At 32.5% G+C, this 16,053-nt stretch carries 14 protein-coding genes; 11 read left to right on the top strand and 3 right to left on the bottom strand.

Annotation, left to right across the window (positions count from 1 at the left end; genetic code table 11):
- The first annotated feature begins 172 nt into the window (after positions 1-172).
- The 8 genes from VIM70_RS17320 (at position 173) to VIM70_RS17285 (ending at position 8,194) form a co-directional block, all read left to right on the top strand.
- Positions 173-1,591, top strand: coding sequence for a hypothetical protein (locus VIM70_RS17320; RefSeq protein WP_331947030.1), 1,419 nt, complete (start codon positions 173-175; stop codon positions 1,589-1,591).
- A gap of 133 nt (positions 1,592-1,724) precedes the next feature.
- Positions 1,725-3,092 (top strand): amidohydrolase family protein, encoded by a 1,368-nt coding sequence (locus tag VIM70_RS17315; protein WP_331947029.1) that lies wholly within the window; start codon positions 1,725-1,727, stop codon positions 3,090-3,092.
- A gap of 142 nt (positions 3,093-3,234) precedes the next feature.
- A complete protein-coding gene (locus VIM70_RS17310) occupies positions 3,235-3,462 on the top strand; it encodes a hypothetical protein (protein WP_331947028.1) in 228 nt (75 codons plus the stop codon).
- A 60-nt stretch (positions 3,463-3,522) separates the two neighbouring features.
- The gene (locus tag VIM70_RS17305; protein ID WP_331947027.1) at positions 3,523-4,020 is read left to right on the top strand and encodes a cupin domain-containing protein; all 498 of its coding nucleotides are present in this window, start codon (positions 3,523-3,525) and stop codon (positions 4,018-4,020) included.
- A 160-nt stretch (positions 4,021-4,180) separates the two neighbouring features.
- On the top strand, positions 4,181-4,948 hold the full coding sequence (locus VIM70_RS17300) for an SDR family oxidoreductase (RefSeq protein ID WP_331947026.1): 768 nt from the start codon (positions 4,181-4,183) through the stop codon (positions 4,946-4,948).
- Positions 4,949-5,156: 208 nt separating this feature from the next.
- Positions 5,157-6,557, top strand: coding sequence for an aspartate ammonia-lyase (locus VIM70_RS17295; protein ID WP_331947025.1), 1,401 nt, complete (start codon positions 5,157-5,159; stop codon positions 6,555-6,557).
- A gap of 13 nt (positions 6,558-6,570) precedes the next feature.
- Positions 6,571-7,803 (top strand): [FeFe] hydrogenase H-cluster maturation GTPase HydF, encoded by a 1,233-nt coding sequence (gene hydF, locus VIM70_RS17290; RefSeq protein WP_331947024.1) that lies wholly within the window; start codon positions 6,571-6,573, stop codon positions 7,801-7,803.
- 109 nt (positions 7,804-7,912) lie between these two features.
- Positions 7,913-8,194, top strand: coding sequence for a hypothetical protein (locus VIM70_RS17285; RefSeq protein ID WP_331947023.1), 282 nt, complete (start codon positions 7,913-7,915; stop codon positions 8,192-8,194).
- A 63-nt stretch (positions 8,195-8,257) separates the two neighbouring features.
- Here VIM70_RS17285 and VIM70_RS17280 read toward each other — a convergent pair whose 3' ends face one another.
- Both VIM70_RS17280 and VIM70_RS17275 read right to left on the bottom strand, forming a co-directional pair.
- On the bottom strand, positions 8,258-9,028 hold the full coding sequence (locus VIM70_RS17280) for a LytTR family DNA-binding domain-containing protein (protein ID WP_331947022.1): 771 nt from the start codon (positions 9,026-9,028) through the stop codon (positions 8,258-8,260).
- A gap of 5 nt (positions 9,029-9,033) precedes the next feature.
- Complete coding sequence (locus VIM70_RS17275) at positions 9,034-10,662, bottom strand: LytS/YhcK type 5TM receptor domain-containing protein (RefSeq protein ID WP_331947021.1); 1,629 nt, start codon at positions 10,660-10,662, stop codon at positions 9,034-9,036.
- A 302-nt stretch (positions 10,663-10,964) separates the two neighbouring features.
- Between VIM70_RS17275 and VIM70_RS17270 the strand changes: the two genes are divergently transcribed.
- Together VIM70_RS17270 and VIM70_RS17265 are read left to right on the top strand one after the other, a co-directional pair.
- Positions 10,965-12,755 (top strand): carbon starvation protein A, encoded by a 1,791-nt coding sequence (locus VIM70_RS17270; RefSeq protein WP_331947020.1) that lies wholly within the window; start codon positions 10,965-10,967, stop codon positions 12,753-12,755.
- Between the two features lie 254 nt (positions 12,756-13,009).
- Positions 13,010-13,738, top strand: a complete 729-nt coding sequence (locus VIM70_RS17265; RefSeq protein WP_331947019.1) for a hypothetical protein — start codon at positions 13,010-13,012, stop codon at positions 13,736-13,738.
- A gap of 141 nt (positions 13,739-13,879) precedes the next feature.
- On the opposite strand, the gene VIM70_RS17260 is transcribed toward VIM70_RS17265, so the two are convergent.
- Positions 13,880-14,440 carry an XRE family transcriptional regulator gene (locus VIM70_RS17260; protein WP_331947018.1) on the bottom strand — a complete coding sequence of 187 codons (561 nt, stop codon included), beginning with the start codon at positions 14,438-14,440 and terminating at the stop codon, positions 13,880-13,882.
- 408 nt (positions 14,441-14,848) lie between these two features.
- On the opposite strand from VIM70_RS17260, the gene VIM70_RS17255 reads away from it, so the two are divergent.
- Entirely contained in the window at positions 14,849-16,045 is a 1,197-nt protein-coding gene (locus tag VIM70_RS17255; RefSeq protein WP_331947017.1) for a glycine C-acetyltransferase, read from the top strand.
- The last annotated feature ends 8 nt before the right edge of the window (positions 16,046-16,053 follow it).

Raw genomic sequence — 16,053 nt, 5'->3', positions numbered from 1 at the left:
TTCTTTTTGTAGTGTAAAAAAATAAAAATGCATTACAAAATAGTAATTAAAAGAGTGATTTTTTAGTGTTTCTATTAAAATCAATAAGGAAAAGAGGCTGTCTCTTCAAATGATTTTTTAATCATTTTGAGACAGCCCCTTATATGCAAAGTAATAAAAAAGGGGTGGAAAAATGAAAAGTAAAGAAATGACTAAAAAAGTTAGTAAACAACCAAAAGAAATTAAGGGTATTAATGTTTTCATTTTGCTTTTTTGCGTGCTTGTTGTAGCAGCAGCTTTATCATATATTCTTCCAGCTGGAGAATATAGTAGAGCAATGGTAAATGGCAGAGATGTTGTTGTACCTAACACATATAAATTAGTAGCATCTACGCCTGTAGGTTTCCTTGGAATATTTGCTTCTATTCATCAAGGATTGGTTGATTCGGGACCAATTATATTCTACGTACTTATAATAGGTGGAATGTTTGAGGTTATGAACACAACTGGGACTATTCATGCCATGTTAGCTACTTTATCTAAAAAATTAGCTAATAAAGGTCTATTATTTATCGCTATTTTAATGTTTATTTTCTCTGTAGGTGGTTCTTTAATAGGAATGGCCGAAGAAAATCTAATTTATATACCGCTTATGATCCCCGTTGCACTATCACTTGGATATGATGTTATCACTGGAACAGCAATTGTTTTAATGGGTGCAGGAATTGGGTTCACAACAGCTGTTATGAATCCATTTACAGTTGGAATAGCACAGAATATCGCTAAACTTCCAATGTTCTCCGGAATAGGATTGCGATTATTTTTATATGTTATCATGTATGTAACCGCGGTTGGATTTGTCTATAGATATGCTGAGAAAGTAAAGAAAGACCCCTCACTTGGTTGCTTTGGTGATGGTAAATACTCATCAGAAGTTAATCCAGATGCTCCTGAAGTGAAATTAGAAAGAAAACATAAATTAATTTTGGTTGCTTTTTTATTTAATTTTTCTATCCTGACTTATGGTGTTATGAAATTAGGATGGGGTATGGAACAAATGTCTGCTTTGTTTATTATATTATCAATCGTCATTGCTATAATAGCAAGATTATCATCTGATCAGTATATAGACGCATTTATGAAGGGTTCTGCTGGTATTTTAGTAGGAGCTTTAGTAATAGGTATGGCAAGGGCAATTGTAGTTGTATTAACTAACGGAAAACTTATTGATACAATACTATTTAATGCTTCAGGTGTGCTACATTATTTGCCAGGTTCATTAAGTGCTGCTGGAATGTTTGTTATACAAGCATTAATACACGTTGTTGTCCCTTCTGGAAGTGGGCAGGCGGCTTTAACAATGCCGATTATGGTACCTTTAGCAGATTTACTGCATGTTACTCGTCAAACTGCTGTTTTAATCTTCTCACTTGCAGATGGAATAGGAAATACTATTTTCCCAACTTCGGGATATTTCATGGCTGGGCTTGCAATTGCAGGAGTACCATGGCAAAAATGGGCTAAGGTTATGATTAAACTAGTTGTGTTACAATATACTATTGCTATTGTAGCAGTTATTCTAGCAAATATGTTGCATTATGGACCATTTTAATAATTGTCTATTCTAAACTGATTTTCTGAAGAAATGTTAGTAATAGCATTATTGCAATAAAGATACATTATGGTTGTATGTTAACCTTTATTGAAAAAAATTATTGATTTTGAGAATAAAGGAGTGATTTTGCATGTTTGATATAGTAATAAATAATGGAACTGTTATTGATCCTTCCAATAAGATTAATTCTAAATTGAATATAGGAATTTCAAAAGGTAAGATAGCTTGCATATCTAAGGAGTGTTTATCTGGAAATACTGAGATAAATGCAGAATTCCTTATTGTAACACCTGGTTTTATTGATATGCATATGCATGAAGATCCATATAACGCAAAAGATGATTCATTTGAGTATTGTATATCAAATTCCATGCTAAACATGGGTGTTACAACTGCAATCGGCGGAAATTGTGGACTTGGTCCGAGTAACCCTATTGAATACCTTGATGCAGTAGATAGAAAGGGGTATCCTATAAATCTTGCAATGTATGCACCACATGAAAGCTTAAGAAATACTTTTGGTGATTTTGATAAATATGGTCCGGTTGATAAAGAAATCATCGAGAAAATGGCGAATCTACTTAAATTGCAATTGGATCAAGGATGTATTGGTTTTTCAATGGGTATCGAATATATACCAGGGATAGACCAATATGAAGCTACTGAACTTATGAAGGTAACATCAAAAAGTAATAAACTTGTAGCAGTGCATCAACGAGGTGATGCTAAGAAGGCTATTTCATCAATCGAGGAAATCATAAATTATGCAAAAGCTACTAAGGCTTCATTACAGATTTCTCATGTTTCAAGTATGTGTAGTTTTGGACAGATGGAAGAAACACTGTCTATTATTGATAACTTTAGAAACCAAGGGCTTGATATAGGATTTGATAGTTATCCTTATTATGCATACTGTACGTTTATCGGATCATCTTGCTTTGATGAGGGTTTTCTAGAAGAATATGACTTAGATGAAAATTCTTATTCTAAACTTGAGGGGACAACCGGGGAGTTCGCAGGTAAAAGGTTTAGCAAGGACACTTTTGATAAGCAAAGGAAGAGTGATCCCAAAGCATTAGTAATTGCCCATGTGTTAGGAGAAAAGGAAGTAGATATGGCTATAACTCACCATACAGGTATTATTGTAAGTGATGGTCTATATAAAAATGGGCAAGGGCATCCAAGAGGAAGTGGAACGTTCCCAAGGTTTATTAATGAATTTGTAAAAAAGAAAAAATTATTAACATTGGAAACTGCAATAGAAAAAATAACTTTCTTACCAGCAAACAGGATGGGGTTATTATCAAAAGGTACCCTTAGCCTTGGAGCAGATGCTGATGTCACTATATTTGATTTTAATAAAATAGAAGATGGTGCAACATATTTAGAACCTGTAAAGAAACCTATAGGAATTGAATATGTAATTATTGGAGGGGAGATAGCTTTAAAACATAGCAGCATTGTAAATAGTAAACTTGGAAAGGCAATAAAAAAATAATGATGTTTTAGTTTTAGTATTATATTACTATAGATGCATATGACGTCCTTAATAAATAGATAATAACTTAAGCATTCCTCAAAGGATTGACATTTTAAGGATGATAACATACAATTATATGGATATATTATGAGTGACAAATATGAATATGAAAGAGGCAATCAATATGGCAATTATTACTTTCCTCATTATTGGCTGGATCCTAAGTTTGTTTAAATTCGAACAATTGATTATTCAAGCTTTTAAGGAACTATTTAGTAAAGATATAACAAAGGCAACCTACTATTTTATGTTTTTTTGTATAGGGGTTTTCGGTGAAATAGTTTTACTATTTCAAGGTGCTTACTATGAATATTTCTTACATAGTTGAGATGTGTTATATACATATATATTCACTGTTTTATTCATTGGATGAAAAAGGAGATAAATTATGTACTCATCACAATACTTTATTGACACATTAAATATGGAACCTCATCCTGAAGGTGGTTTCTACAAAAGTAGTTTTGACTCTTGTGAAAATATCAGCTCCAATGATTTAAAAACTAGATTTGGAGGTGAAAGAATACTTTGGACTAGTATTTATTTTTTATTAAGAGATGGAGAAATTTCAAGTTTTCATAGATTGAAATCAGATGAAATGTGGTACTATCATGCAGGTTCTCCTCTTACAATATATATGATAAGTCCAAAGGGAGAAATTACTATTAGGCAACTAGGCCTTAATATAAAAAATGGAGAAACTCCACAGTTCCTAGTACCAAAGAATTATATCTTTGGTTCTGCTATGAATAGCTCAGGTTACTCGCTTGTTGGCTGTATGGTGTCCCCTGGCTTTGATTTTAAAGATTTTGAAATATTAGAAAGAGATGCTCTTTTAAATAAGTACCCTCAGCATAAGGATATAATAATTAAGCTTACAAAATAAATATCGCTTTATAATTAGAGACCATACTAGAAGCAATAATTTTAGTATGGTCTCACTATTTTTACAGATAGTTATTGAATAAAACATCTATTGACTCAAATGTAATTACGTGGTAAGGTTGGATAAAATGAACATATTTTAAAAAGGGGGAGATACAGTAATGGCAGGATTATTTGATTTAACAGGTAAGGTTGCAGTGGTAACTGGTGCATCATCAGGATTAGGGGTTCAATTTGCTAAGGCACTAGCAAAACAAGGAGCGAATATAGCGGTTGTTGCGAGAAGAGTTGAAAAATTAGAGAGTGTAAAGAAAGAAATAGAAGAACTTGGGGTAGAATGTCTAACAGTAAAGTGTGATGTTATGAAAGTAGAAGATATAAGACAAGCAGTTGACACGATTAAAGGACATTTTGGAACTATTGACATTTTAGTTAATAATGCAGGGATTGGCCTATTTGAACCAGCGGAAGTGCAATCTGACGAGACCTGGGAAACCATGATAAAGGTAAATCTAACTGGTGTTTATTATTTCGCTCGTGAAGTTGGAAAAGTTATGATTGAAAAGAAATATGGAAAAATCATAAATGTGGGATCAATTCATAGTAATGTTGCAATGAAAGGAATGCCTCTTAGTGCATACTGCACTACTAAAGGTGGAGTACAAATGCTAACAAAGTCTTTGGCACAAGAATGGGCACAACATAATATTACAGTTAACGCTATTGGACCTGCTTATTTCGACACTGAGTTGACACATAATATAATTGGAGATGAGAGTTTTCAACAAGTTATTAAAACATTTTGTCCAATGGGAAGACCAGGTAGAACTGGAGAATTAGATGGAGCTATGGTTTATTTTGCATCAGATGCATCTAGCTATACTACAGGACAGCTATTATCAATTGATGGTGGTTGGACAGCAATTTAATAGTAGAAGAACAATTAACTACCTACAACAATATATATTATATAAATAAAAGAACCTTTTGAGATAAATAAATCTTAAAGGGTTCTATTGCATTATAAAAATAAGAGTCCCTTATAGTAACTCCACCGGTATTATTTTGATTTTTATTACTAAAAATGGTATTCTATTTTATATAGATATTAGAATTAGGTGAAAGAGGTTGGTTATAATGGGATATAGAATTGAAAAGGATTTGCTTGGAGAGATAAAGATAGATGATAAATTTTATTATGGAATTAATACTCAAAGGGCAATTGAAAATTTTCCATTAGAAAATAAGAGCGTTAATTTAAAATTAATATATGAAATTGCAATTATTAAAAAAGCAGCAGCGATGGTAAATAAGAAGCTTAAAAAGCTAGCTGACGAAAAAGCAAATGCGATTATAAAAGCAAGTGAAGATGTAATTTACGGAAAACTTGATTATAATTTTGTTGTTAGTGCTTTTCAAGGTGGAGCGGGAACTTCAACTAATATGAATGTAAACGAAGTGATTGCTAATAGAGCAATTGAAATCCTTGGAGGAAATAAGGGAGAATATGAGTTAATTCATCCTTTAAATGAAGTTAACATGTCTCAATCCACCAATGATGTTTATCCAACTGCACTTAGAATCGCAGCAATCCATCTTATAAGGAAGCTAAGTAAATCTTTGGCAGAGCTACAGCAGGCTTTTCAAGAGAAGGAAAATGAATTTGCAGATGTGATAAAGCTAGGGAGAACTCAGCTTATGGATGCGCTTCCCATGATGGTAGGTCAAGGATTTGGAGCCTATGCAAAGGCACTCGAGAGAGATCGATGGAGAATTTATAAGGTAGAAGAGCGGTTAAGACAAATTAATATGGGTGGTACTGCTATTGGGACGGGACTCAATGCTACGAATAAATTTATATATATGATAACGGATTCCCTTCAAGATTTAACAAAGCTAGGACTCGCTAGGTCCGATTATCCAATGGATATAACTCAAAACTGTGATGTGTATGTGGAGGTGTCAGGATTACTCAAGTCTTGTAGTGTTAACTTATTAAAAATATCAAATGATTTGAGGTTATTAAATTCTGGACCTAAGGGTGGATTTGGAGAGATAAGTTTACCTGAAATGCAAGCAGGTTCTACAATAATGCCTGGAAAAGTTAACCCTGTGATTCCGGAGATGGTGGCTCAGGTTTCCATGAGAGTTATTGCAAATGATGGAGCTATAACTATGGCTAGTTCTATGGGACAATTAGAGTTAAATTCCTTTACCCCACTTATTGCAGAGAGCTTGCTTGAATCCCTTGAGCTTTTAAATAAATGCGTTATTATATTTAGAGAAAAATGTATTGAGGGTATTACTGTAAATGAAAAAAAATGTAAAGAAAACCTTGAAAAATCAACAGCTTTAGTTACTGCATTAGTTCATCATATAGGTTATGATAAGGCAAGTATCATAGCGAAGAAAGCTTTAAAAGAGGATAAAACTATTAGGGATATACTGCGAACAGACGAAATACTTAGCACAGAAAAAATAGAGAAAATATTAAATCCATATGAATTAACGAAACCAGGAATACCTGGATTAAAATAAGGGGGAATAAAAATTGAGTTTAAATGATACACCTCGCTCAGAAAGAGTTCATATAGCGTTATTTGGCATGAGAAATGCAGGAAAATCTAGCATAATTAATGCTTTAACAAATCAGGAAACAGCCATTGTTTCGGAGATGAAGGGAACAACTACCGACCCAGTATATAAAGCTATGGAAATATTGCCTATAGGGCCTTGCGTAATAATTGATACAGCAGGTTTAGATGATGTAGGAGAACTGGGGGAATTAAGAAAAAAGAAGACTTTTGAGGTTTTAAATAAAACAAATATTGCGTTAGTGGTTATTGATACCTCTATTGGATTAACTGACTATGATAAATTTATTATTGAGCATGTTAAAGGTAAAAAGATCCCAGTAATAGCGGTTTTGAATAAGACTGATATAGCACTCGTAAATGAAGAGCTTATTAGTAAAATAAAAAAGCAGCTAGACATTCCGTCAGTTTCTGTCTCAGCAGTTACAAAACAAGGGGTAAAGGAATTGAAAGATAAAATTATAAGTATGATCCCAGAGGAGGAAGAGAAATTTAAAATCATAGGTGATCTTATAAGTCCTGGGGATTTTGTAGTATTAGTTACTCCTATAGATAAGGCGGCTCCAAAAGGACGCTTAATACTTCCTCAGCAACAGACGATTAGAGATATTCTTGAAAGCGATGCAATTGCAATTGTTACTAAAGAACATGAGCTAAGGGAAACTTTAGAAAATCTAGGCAAGAAACCTAGAATTGTTATTACAGATTCACAAGTGTTTTTAAAAGTTGCAGCGGATACACCTAAGGACATTCCTATGACCTCCTTTTCAATTTTATTTGCAAGATATAAAGGGGATTTAGTTGAGCTCATAAGAGGAGTTAAGGTAGTTGAAAAGCTCAAAGATGGAGATAAAGTACTAGTTTCAGAAGGATGTACACATCACCAGCAATCTGATGATATAGGAAGAGTTAAAATTCCTAGATGGCTTAGGCAAATCACGGGTAAACAGATAGATTTCGAGTATACTTCAGGGGTTACGTTCACTGAGGATGTTAAAAGATATGCACTAATAATACATTGTGGTGCTTGTATGTTAAATAGGGCTGCAATGTTAAATCGAATTGAATCAGCAAAAGAATTTAATGTACCAATGGTTAATTATGGAATTTTAATTGCCTATGTTCAAGGCATATTAGATAGAGCTCTAGAACCTTTTCCATTGGCTAAAATGATATGGGATGAAGATTAAAAACATATAATGATTTTATTTAAATGATATATATATTCAACTTTTTTAATATATATTAATATGAAGCTATTAATTATTTAGCACAAATTCATTTAAAGGGGGTTGTTTTATGAAAAAAATAGAGGATTACACCCCAGATGAATTGGTTGCATTAACATCAATAATAGGAATTTTAATTAGTCGTAAGTTTAATATTGTCCAAAGACTTCTTGTAGCCAGTATTCTTTCTGGTATAGCTCAAGATATTGCTATAACAGTAACTCAGGAAAATTTCATAGCAAATCCAGGGAATTTAGATGTTAATTTAGGTAGTACTAGTAATGATTTACAAAAACAAATAAATGAACTTAAAAAACATATTAAGAAATTGGAGGAGGATAAGAATATTTAATTTAGCAGGATTACAGGGACGAAGTTAGATTACAACACAGTTTATGTTTTTTAAGATTTTGTCCTATATTCCAAGCAACTCTTTCAATTTTTTTACATTACGTCTACTTACAGGTATTTCTGTTTTTTCAAAGTCATCAATAATTAGTTTATAAGTTCCGTGAAACCATGAGTATAATTCTTTGATTTTATCTATATTGACAAGATAGCTTCTGTGAACCCTTAAAAAATTGGTTCTTGTTTCAATCTTAGAAAGAATAAAATTTGTTAGGTAGCTTTTGTCTGAGGTCTTTACATATGTTTTTTCATTTTCTATATAACAATAATAGATAGAATTAACATCTACTAGTTTAATAATACCATTTTCTTCACAGGGGATTTTTTTTAGATTTCCATCAAGTTTATTTAAACTATTAAACATTTCACTGATTTTATCAATCATATCATTTTGATCTTGTTTATTATCTATATACTTTTCCTTTAAATGATTAATAGTTGTTTCAATACGTTTATCATCGAAGGGCTTAAGTATATAGTCAAATGCCTGAATTTCAAAGGCTTCTATGGCATGCATGTTATAGGCTGTAACAAAAATTATATCCAAAGCATTATTGTTACTTTTTATGTGTTTTGCAAGCTCCATTCCGTTACCAAGGGGGATGTTTATGTCCAAAAAGGCAACGTCGAAGGGAACATTATTTATTAGGTCAATTGCTTCAGCATTATCATATGCAATGCCCTTAATTTCAAGAAACTTATATTGGGATAAAACATAGTCAAGCTCCTCGGCTGCGGGTATTTCGTCTTCAACAATAATGCATTTTATTTTATCCATTGACCTCACCCCTTTGGTATAATTATCTTTATTTGAGTTCCTTCATTATAAACACTTTTTATATCTACACCATACTGTGGACCATACAAAAGCTTTAATCTATCATTTACATTTTTCAGACCAATACCAGGCCATTTTGTAATTACTTCCTCATATTTCTTAGGTTCCATCCCAACGCCTGTATCGGAGACTTCAAAGATAATATTTTCAGTTGTATTTTCGGCATTTATATAAACGCAACCCCCGTCTTTTTTATCATGAATTCCATGTTTTATCGAATTTTCTACTAAGGGTTGAAGTAGGAATACAGGTATTTTAAAATTTAATATTTCTACAGGGATGTTAAAATACACCTTAAGTCTTGGCCCAAACCTTGCTTGCTCTATGTGAAGGTATGACTCAATTAACTCAATTTCTTCTTTTAAGGTTACAAAATCCTCATCTCTTTTTAAAGTTTTCCTAAAATAATTCGATAAGTCCAGTATTAAATTCTTTGCTTTCATTGGATCCGTTCTACAAAAACAGGAGATAGTATTTAACGCATTAAAGAAAAAATGAGGATGTATCTGGGCTCTTAATGCTTTAAGTTCTGCGGCTTGAACACCCTCTGCCAATTTATTCAATTTATAAAGTTCAATTTGTGTTGAAAGTAAGCTAGCTAATTCCAGGCAGAATTCAATAAAATAAGAGTCTATATCTTTTTCATTTTTCACCTTTAATCCTATAATACCTTCAAACTCATTTTTCTTTATTAACAATGGAACACAATAAAATACCTCATTTTTCAAATTATTCCTAAATTTAATAACCTTATTACTATTTTGAGAAAGTACAGAACCTAAATTATTTATTAATAATGCTTCGGATAATGGCTCTCCGCAGTAAGCAAGAAAATCCTCTTTATCAGCTATAAATACACCTTGTACAATACCGATTTCATATATTATTTTTACTATATTATCAGCGGTATTTTTATTTAGTCCCATTCTCATATAAAATAGAGTTTCTTTAGATATAGCAAGTACTCTTTGAGCTTGTATTGCACCGGTCCTTGCATATTCAACCTTTATTCTTTTTATTATATCCATAAATATTACGACACCAAGTGAATTTACTATTATCATTGGTAATGCTATTGCTTTTTCAAGTGCAAGGCTTTGATCAAGTGGTTTTGCTATTAATAATATTAGTAGCATTTGAAATATTTCAGCAATTAATCCACCAATAAAGGCCACCCTAATGCTAAAATTCTTATCTTTTAAATATACCTTAATAAGACCGCCTGTAAGTCCTTCGATAACAGTTGCAATTCCGCATGCAACGGCAGTAAAACCACCTAAGGTATACCGATGTGCTCCTGCAATAGCTCCAACTATAATTCCAACAACAGGTCCACCCATCATTCCAGCCACAATAGCTCCAATGGGTCTAGTATTTGCAATTGCATGGGGTTCAATATTAACACCAATATAGGTGCCGAGTATTGATAACACACTAAAAAAAATTATCATGATGATTTTATCTTTGAAACTTATACTATTTTTGATTAAGTTCTTAAACGTTCGCGAATGACTGAATATATATGCGGTTAGAGCAACAAGGGCCATTCCCTCCATTAATTGTAAATATAACATATAGATTCACATCCTTATTTTATTATCTTGAATTTCTATATACTAATTAATATTTCATTATATAAACATAAAACCAATAATAGAAAGACTTCATTTCCTAACTAAATTATAATATGAAAAGAAATATAATACAAACTAAATGATAACGATTTTATAGAGACTATTCAAACCCTCTAAAATCCACTTTGGACATTAAATGATACACTTCACCGCAAAAATATTTACTGAGAATAACTATAGCAATATAATATAGCTGTACAGATCATCTGAATTATAAATATATTTTGAGAGGAGTAAGTGTTATGAATTCTATTGTTTTAGTAATCGTTGCCGCTCTTGTTCTTATTATTGCATACAGAACATATGGAGCGTTTATAGCTGCTAAGGTTTTAGTTCTGAATGAAAAAAATAAAGTTCCATCAGAGGTTCTTAATGATGGAAGAGATTTTATACCAACAAATAAGTGGGTTCTACTCGGACATCATTTTGCAGCTATCGCAGGTGCGGGGCCACTTATAGGACCAGTTCTTGCAGCGCAGTTTGGTTACCTACCGGGAACTCTGTGGATATTAATCGGTGCAGTAGTTGGCGGTGGTGTTCATGATATGGTGGTGTTATTTGCATCAGTTAGACATGATGGACAATCTATAGCTCAACTTGCTAAAATTTACCTAGGAAAGAAAATGGGTTTTGTTACATCTATTGCGGTTTTATTTATACTTATTATAACCATGGCAGGACTTGGTATACCTGTTGTTAATTCATTGTTTAACAGTCCATGGGGTACATTTACAGTTGGGTTCACAATTCCAGTAGCTATGTTTATAGGAATTTATATGAAATATATAAGACCTGGAAAAATAGCAGAGGCTACGATAATTGGAATGGTCCTTATTATGGTAGGAGTTATTGGAGGACCATTTATTCAACATACAGCACTTGGGCATTTCTTAACTTTTGATGCTAAACAAATGGCAATTATACTTGCAGTATACGGTTTCTTTGCAGCAGCACTTCCAGTTTGGCTTTTATTGTTACCAAGGGATTATTTAAGTACTTATATGAAACTTGGAGTTATAGGTGCACTAGCACTCGGAATAATTATAGTACGACCTGTACTACAAATGCCAGCAATAACTCAATATGTACATGGTGGTGGTCCAATTATTCCAGGAAAAGTATTCCCATTCCTTTTTATAACAATAGCTTGTGGTGCTTTATCAGGCTTCCATGCACTAATTAGCACAGGAACTACACCAAAGCTTATAAAGAATGAAAAAGATATACTTCCAATAGGGTATGGGTGTATGCTAATAGAAGCTTTTATAGCTTTAATGGCTTTAATTGCTGCTTCAGTACTTCCAACAGCAGATTATTTTGCAATAAACTCACTACCTGCAGTATTTGATAAACTTCACATGATTCCAAAGGAACTTCCAATGCTCTCAGCAATGGTTGGAGAGCAGTTAGGGGGAAGACCAGGTGGATCGGTGTCACTTGCAGTAGGTATGTCATATGTATTTTATAAAATTCCAGGATTAACTAAATTAATGGCTTACTGGTATCATTTCTGCATTATGTTTGAGGCACTATTTATATTAACAACAATAGATGCAGGAACTAGAATAGGAAGATATTTATTACAAGATTTAGCTGGACAGGCATATAAGCCTTTTGCTAAAAAGAATTCTTGGTTAAATATAATATTTTTCAGTGCTCTAATGTCATTTTCATGGGGATATCTTCTTTATACAGGAAATGTATCAACCATTTGGCCATTATTTGGTGTTGCAAATCAGACACTTGCAGCAATAGCATTTGCAATTGGTACAACATTCTTAATTAAAAATGGTAAACAAAAGTATATGATGATTACAGTTTTACCACTGATATTCATAGCGATTACTACATTTACAGCTGCTATAGAAAATATATTCAACAATTATATTCCACAGAATAAAATAGTACTTATGGTTATGTCAACTATACTTGTTATTATGCTTGCAATAATATTATTTGATAGCGTAAAAGTATGGATTGTAGAATTAAAAAAGAATAAAGAGCTTACTAATAATAAAGACATTCCTTATTAGGGGTTAAAATGCCTAGTTGTTATGACTTTTGGACAGGGGCTGACATCTCTCGCCTTCATCATAAATAAACACAACCGCCTACAGGCGGTTGTGTTTTTTGATTAATGGGTTGCTCCTACAGTTAAATAAGATATCTAATTTGGGGCGTAATTAAATTGAGGTTATTAATCTTATATTTGTTTTTATCATAATCATTAACATAATTGAAAAATGCCCATATTATAATTAATGAAAACTTTAATTGGAGGATAATTATGAATAAAAATTATGAAATGGAAGACTTAGAATTTATACCTTTTCAGTATCCTGTAATGTGCCCAATGATGACATATAAAACAGGGTATAGGATGGAGGAACCAGAGATAGAAAGACATATTATATCGCAACAACCACAGCCAATGCCACAGCCGATGCAACAACCAATGCAACAGCCAAAACATCAGCCTATGCCTAAGCCAATACCACAACCTATGCAAGAACAAAAAATACAACCTAAAATACAATCATCAAATATGGAATTAAATATACAACCTAAAATAGCACCGCAGAATATGGAATTAAATATACAGCCTAAAATGGAGACACAATATATGGAATTAAATATACAACCAAAGATGGACCCAAGCAATATGGCACTTAATATAGACCCTAAAATGGGATTATTAAAAATTGATCCGATAAAAGTGCAATTAATAATAGAACCCAAAATGGAACCAGTAAAATTGCAATTTGATGTACAGCCTATTAAGCAGCCAATAATGACGCAAGAGCCAAAGACTAAGCAGTCAATGCCGAGTAATATGGCACCATGTCCAATGCCATATAACATGATGATGAATCCGATGGTTATGAAGTATCAATACCAGATGATGATGATGACGATGATGATGAATTCCATGGCAATGAAACATTCATGCCATAAAATGATGAATCCGATGAAACATTCATGCCATAAGAGGATGGATCCAATGGAAATGGAGTAGATACCTACTTATAATTAAACTCTCGACTAATTAATATTAGTTGAGAGTTTTCTTTTTATTAAATATGAAAAGACTGCTACGAAACTAACTGAAAAAGTTAGTTTCATAGCAGTCCCTGTTTTTGTATTAACAATATCATAATCATCGAGCGTTATTATAATAAATAATAATATGAAGACTGCATAACTCTTTAGAATTGTTTTTGTACTCATGAGCTTTATCGGCAAGGAATTTTATTGAATCCCCTTCTTTTAGAATATAACTATTACCTTGAATGGTTAATTCAAATTCACCTTTGCTCACATATAGATATTCTTCAGCACCATTTTCATGAGGCTCAGAACAATGCACACATCCAACGTCAAGATTTACTACTAGCACTTCAAATTTTTTGCTAAAATCAAACGCAAAAGTAGGAAAAACACTTAACTTATCATTGCCTTCAGTAATAGGTGTGAATTCGTTTTTCTTAATTATGACTAAGTCATCAGGTTCTGCTTCGAGTAAGAAAGTGGAAGAAATATGAAGACCATTTGCAATTTTCCATAGTGTAGAGATGGATGGGTTTGTCTCTCCTCTTTCAATTTGACCAAGCATGCCTTTGCTAACGCCAGTCATATCAGCAACTTTATCAAGACTATAGCCTTTGCTTTTACGATATGTATTAAGATTATTACCTATAATTAAATTAATATTTTCCAAAATTTTACCCCTTTTGTTTATGTTATATTTTCACATTTACATGATTTATTGTATCATATTTTTATGAAATTCTCAATATTTTAGATTTATTGAGACAAGACATATATGATCTACTAAATATTACTAATGTAAACCAATACATTTATTTTTAAAACCCCTTGTATAATATATTGCACGTATGATATAATAAATTTAACAAACGTGCAATATATTATACAGACAACACAATATACTATAATATTTCCAGTTGTAGATTTATTTAGCTAAGACATGTTTGGTCTCCACCTCTATGACTTATTATTTTGTCTGAGGGGAAATATAAAAAACTAACTACTGAAAAGTTAGTAGAATCAACGTTTGTTGAATTCTTCAAACGTCTAAAAAATAAACTAAATGGAGGTTTTCATTATGGGAAGTAAAGCTTTACACGATTTTCTTTCAGAAAATTTACAGGATTTAAGAAGCAAAGGTTTATACAATGAAATTAACGTTGTTAAGGGGTCAAATGGTGCTATTATCAATGTTAACGGCAAAGACGTAATTAATCTATCCTCAAACAATTACTTGGGACTTGCTACAAACCCTAGTATGAAGGATGCATGTAGAATAGCAACAGACAAATATGGGGTTGGCGCAGGAGCCGTTAGAACTATTAACGGAACTTTAGATATTCATGAAGAATTGGAAGCTAAACTTGCAATATTTAAACATACAGAGGCAGTTATTACATTTCAATCTGGATTCAATTGTAACATGGGTGCTATATCTGCAGTAATGAATAAAAAAGATGCTATACTTTCTGATTCTCTAAATCATGCTTCAATTATAGACGGTTGCAGATTATCAGGAGCTAAAACAATTAGATTTGAACATTCCAATATGGAAGATCTAAGAGCTAAAGCTAAGCAAGCGAAAGATTCAGGTCTTTATGAAAAAATTATGGTTATAACAGATGGTGTATTTTCAATGGATGGGGATATTGCGAAGTTACCTGAAATTGTTAAAATAGCAGAAGAATTTGACCTTTTAACATATATTGATGATGCTCATGCTTCAGGTGTTTTAGGTACACATGGTAGCGGTTCTGTAACACATCACAATTTAGTTGGCAAAATAGATTTTCAAATAGGAACTCTTTCGAAAGCAATAGGAGTTATTGGAGGATATGTTGCAGGCACCCAGGATTTAATTGACTGGTTAAAAGTTAGAGCAAGACCATTCTTATTTTCTACATCAATGACACCAGGCGCTGCAGCTTCATGTATAGAAGCAATAAGTATTTTAACTGAAAGTACAGAGCTCGTAGATAAATTATGGGAAAATGGAAGATATTTAAAGAAAGGTCTTAAGGAATTAGGCTTTAATATTGGACATAGTGAAACTCCAATAACCCCTTGTATCATAGGCGAAGCAGACGTTGCGCAAAAATTCAGTGCAGAGTTATACAATGAAGGAGTTTATGCCAAATCAATAGTGTTTCCTACAGTTCCTTTAGGAACAGCAAGAGTAAGAAATATGCCAACAGCAGCTCATACAAAAGAAATGTTGGACGAAGCAATTGCTGCATATGCTAAGGTTGGAAGAAAAATGGGCTTAATAAAATAATAAAAAAG

Source organism: Clostridium sp. (assembly GCF_036569345.1).
Taxonomy (GTDB): domain Bacteria; phylum Bacillota; class Clostridia; order Clostridiales; family Clostridiaceae; genus Clostridium_AD.
The sequence above is the reverse complement of the archived record's forward strand: the minus strand, read 5'-3'. Positions and strand labels throughout refer to the sequence as shown.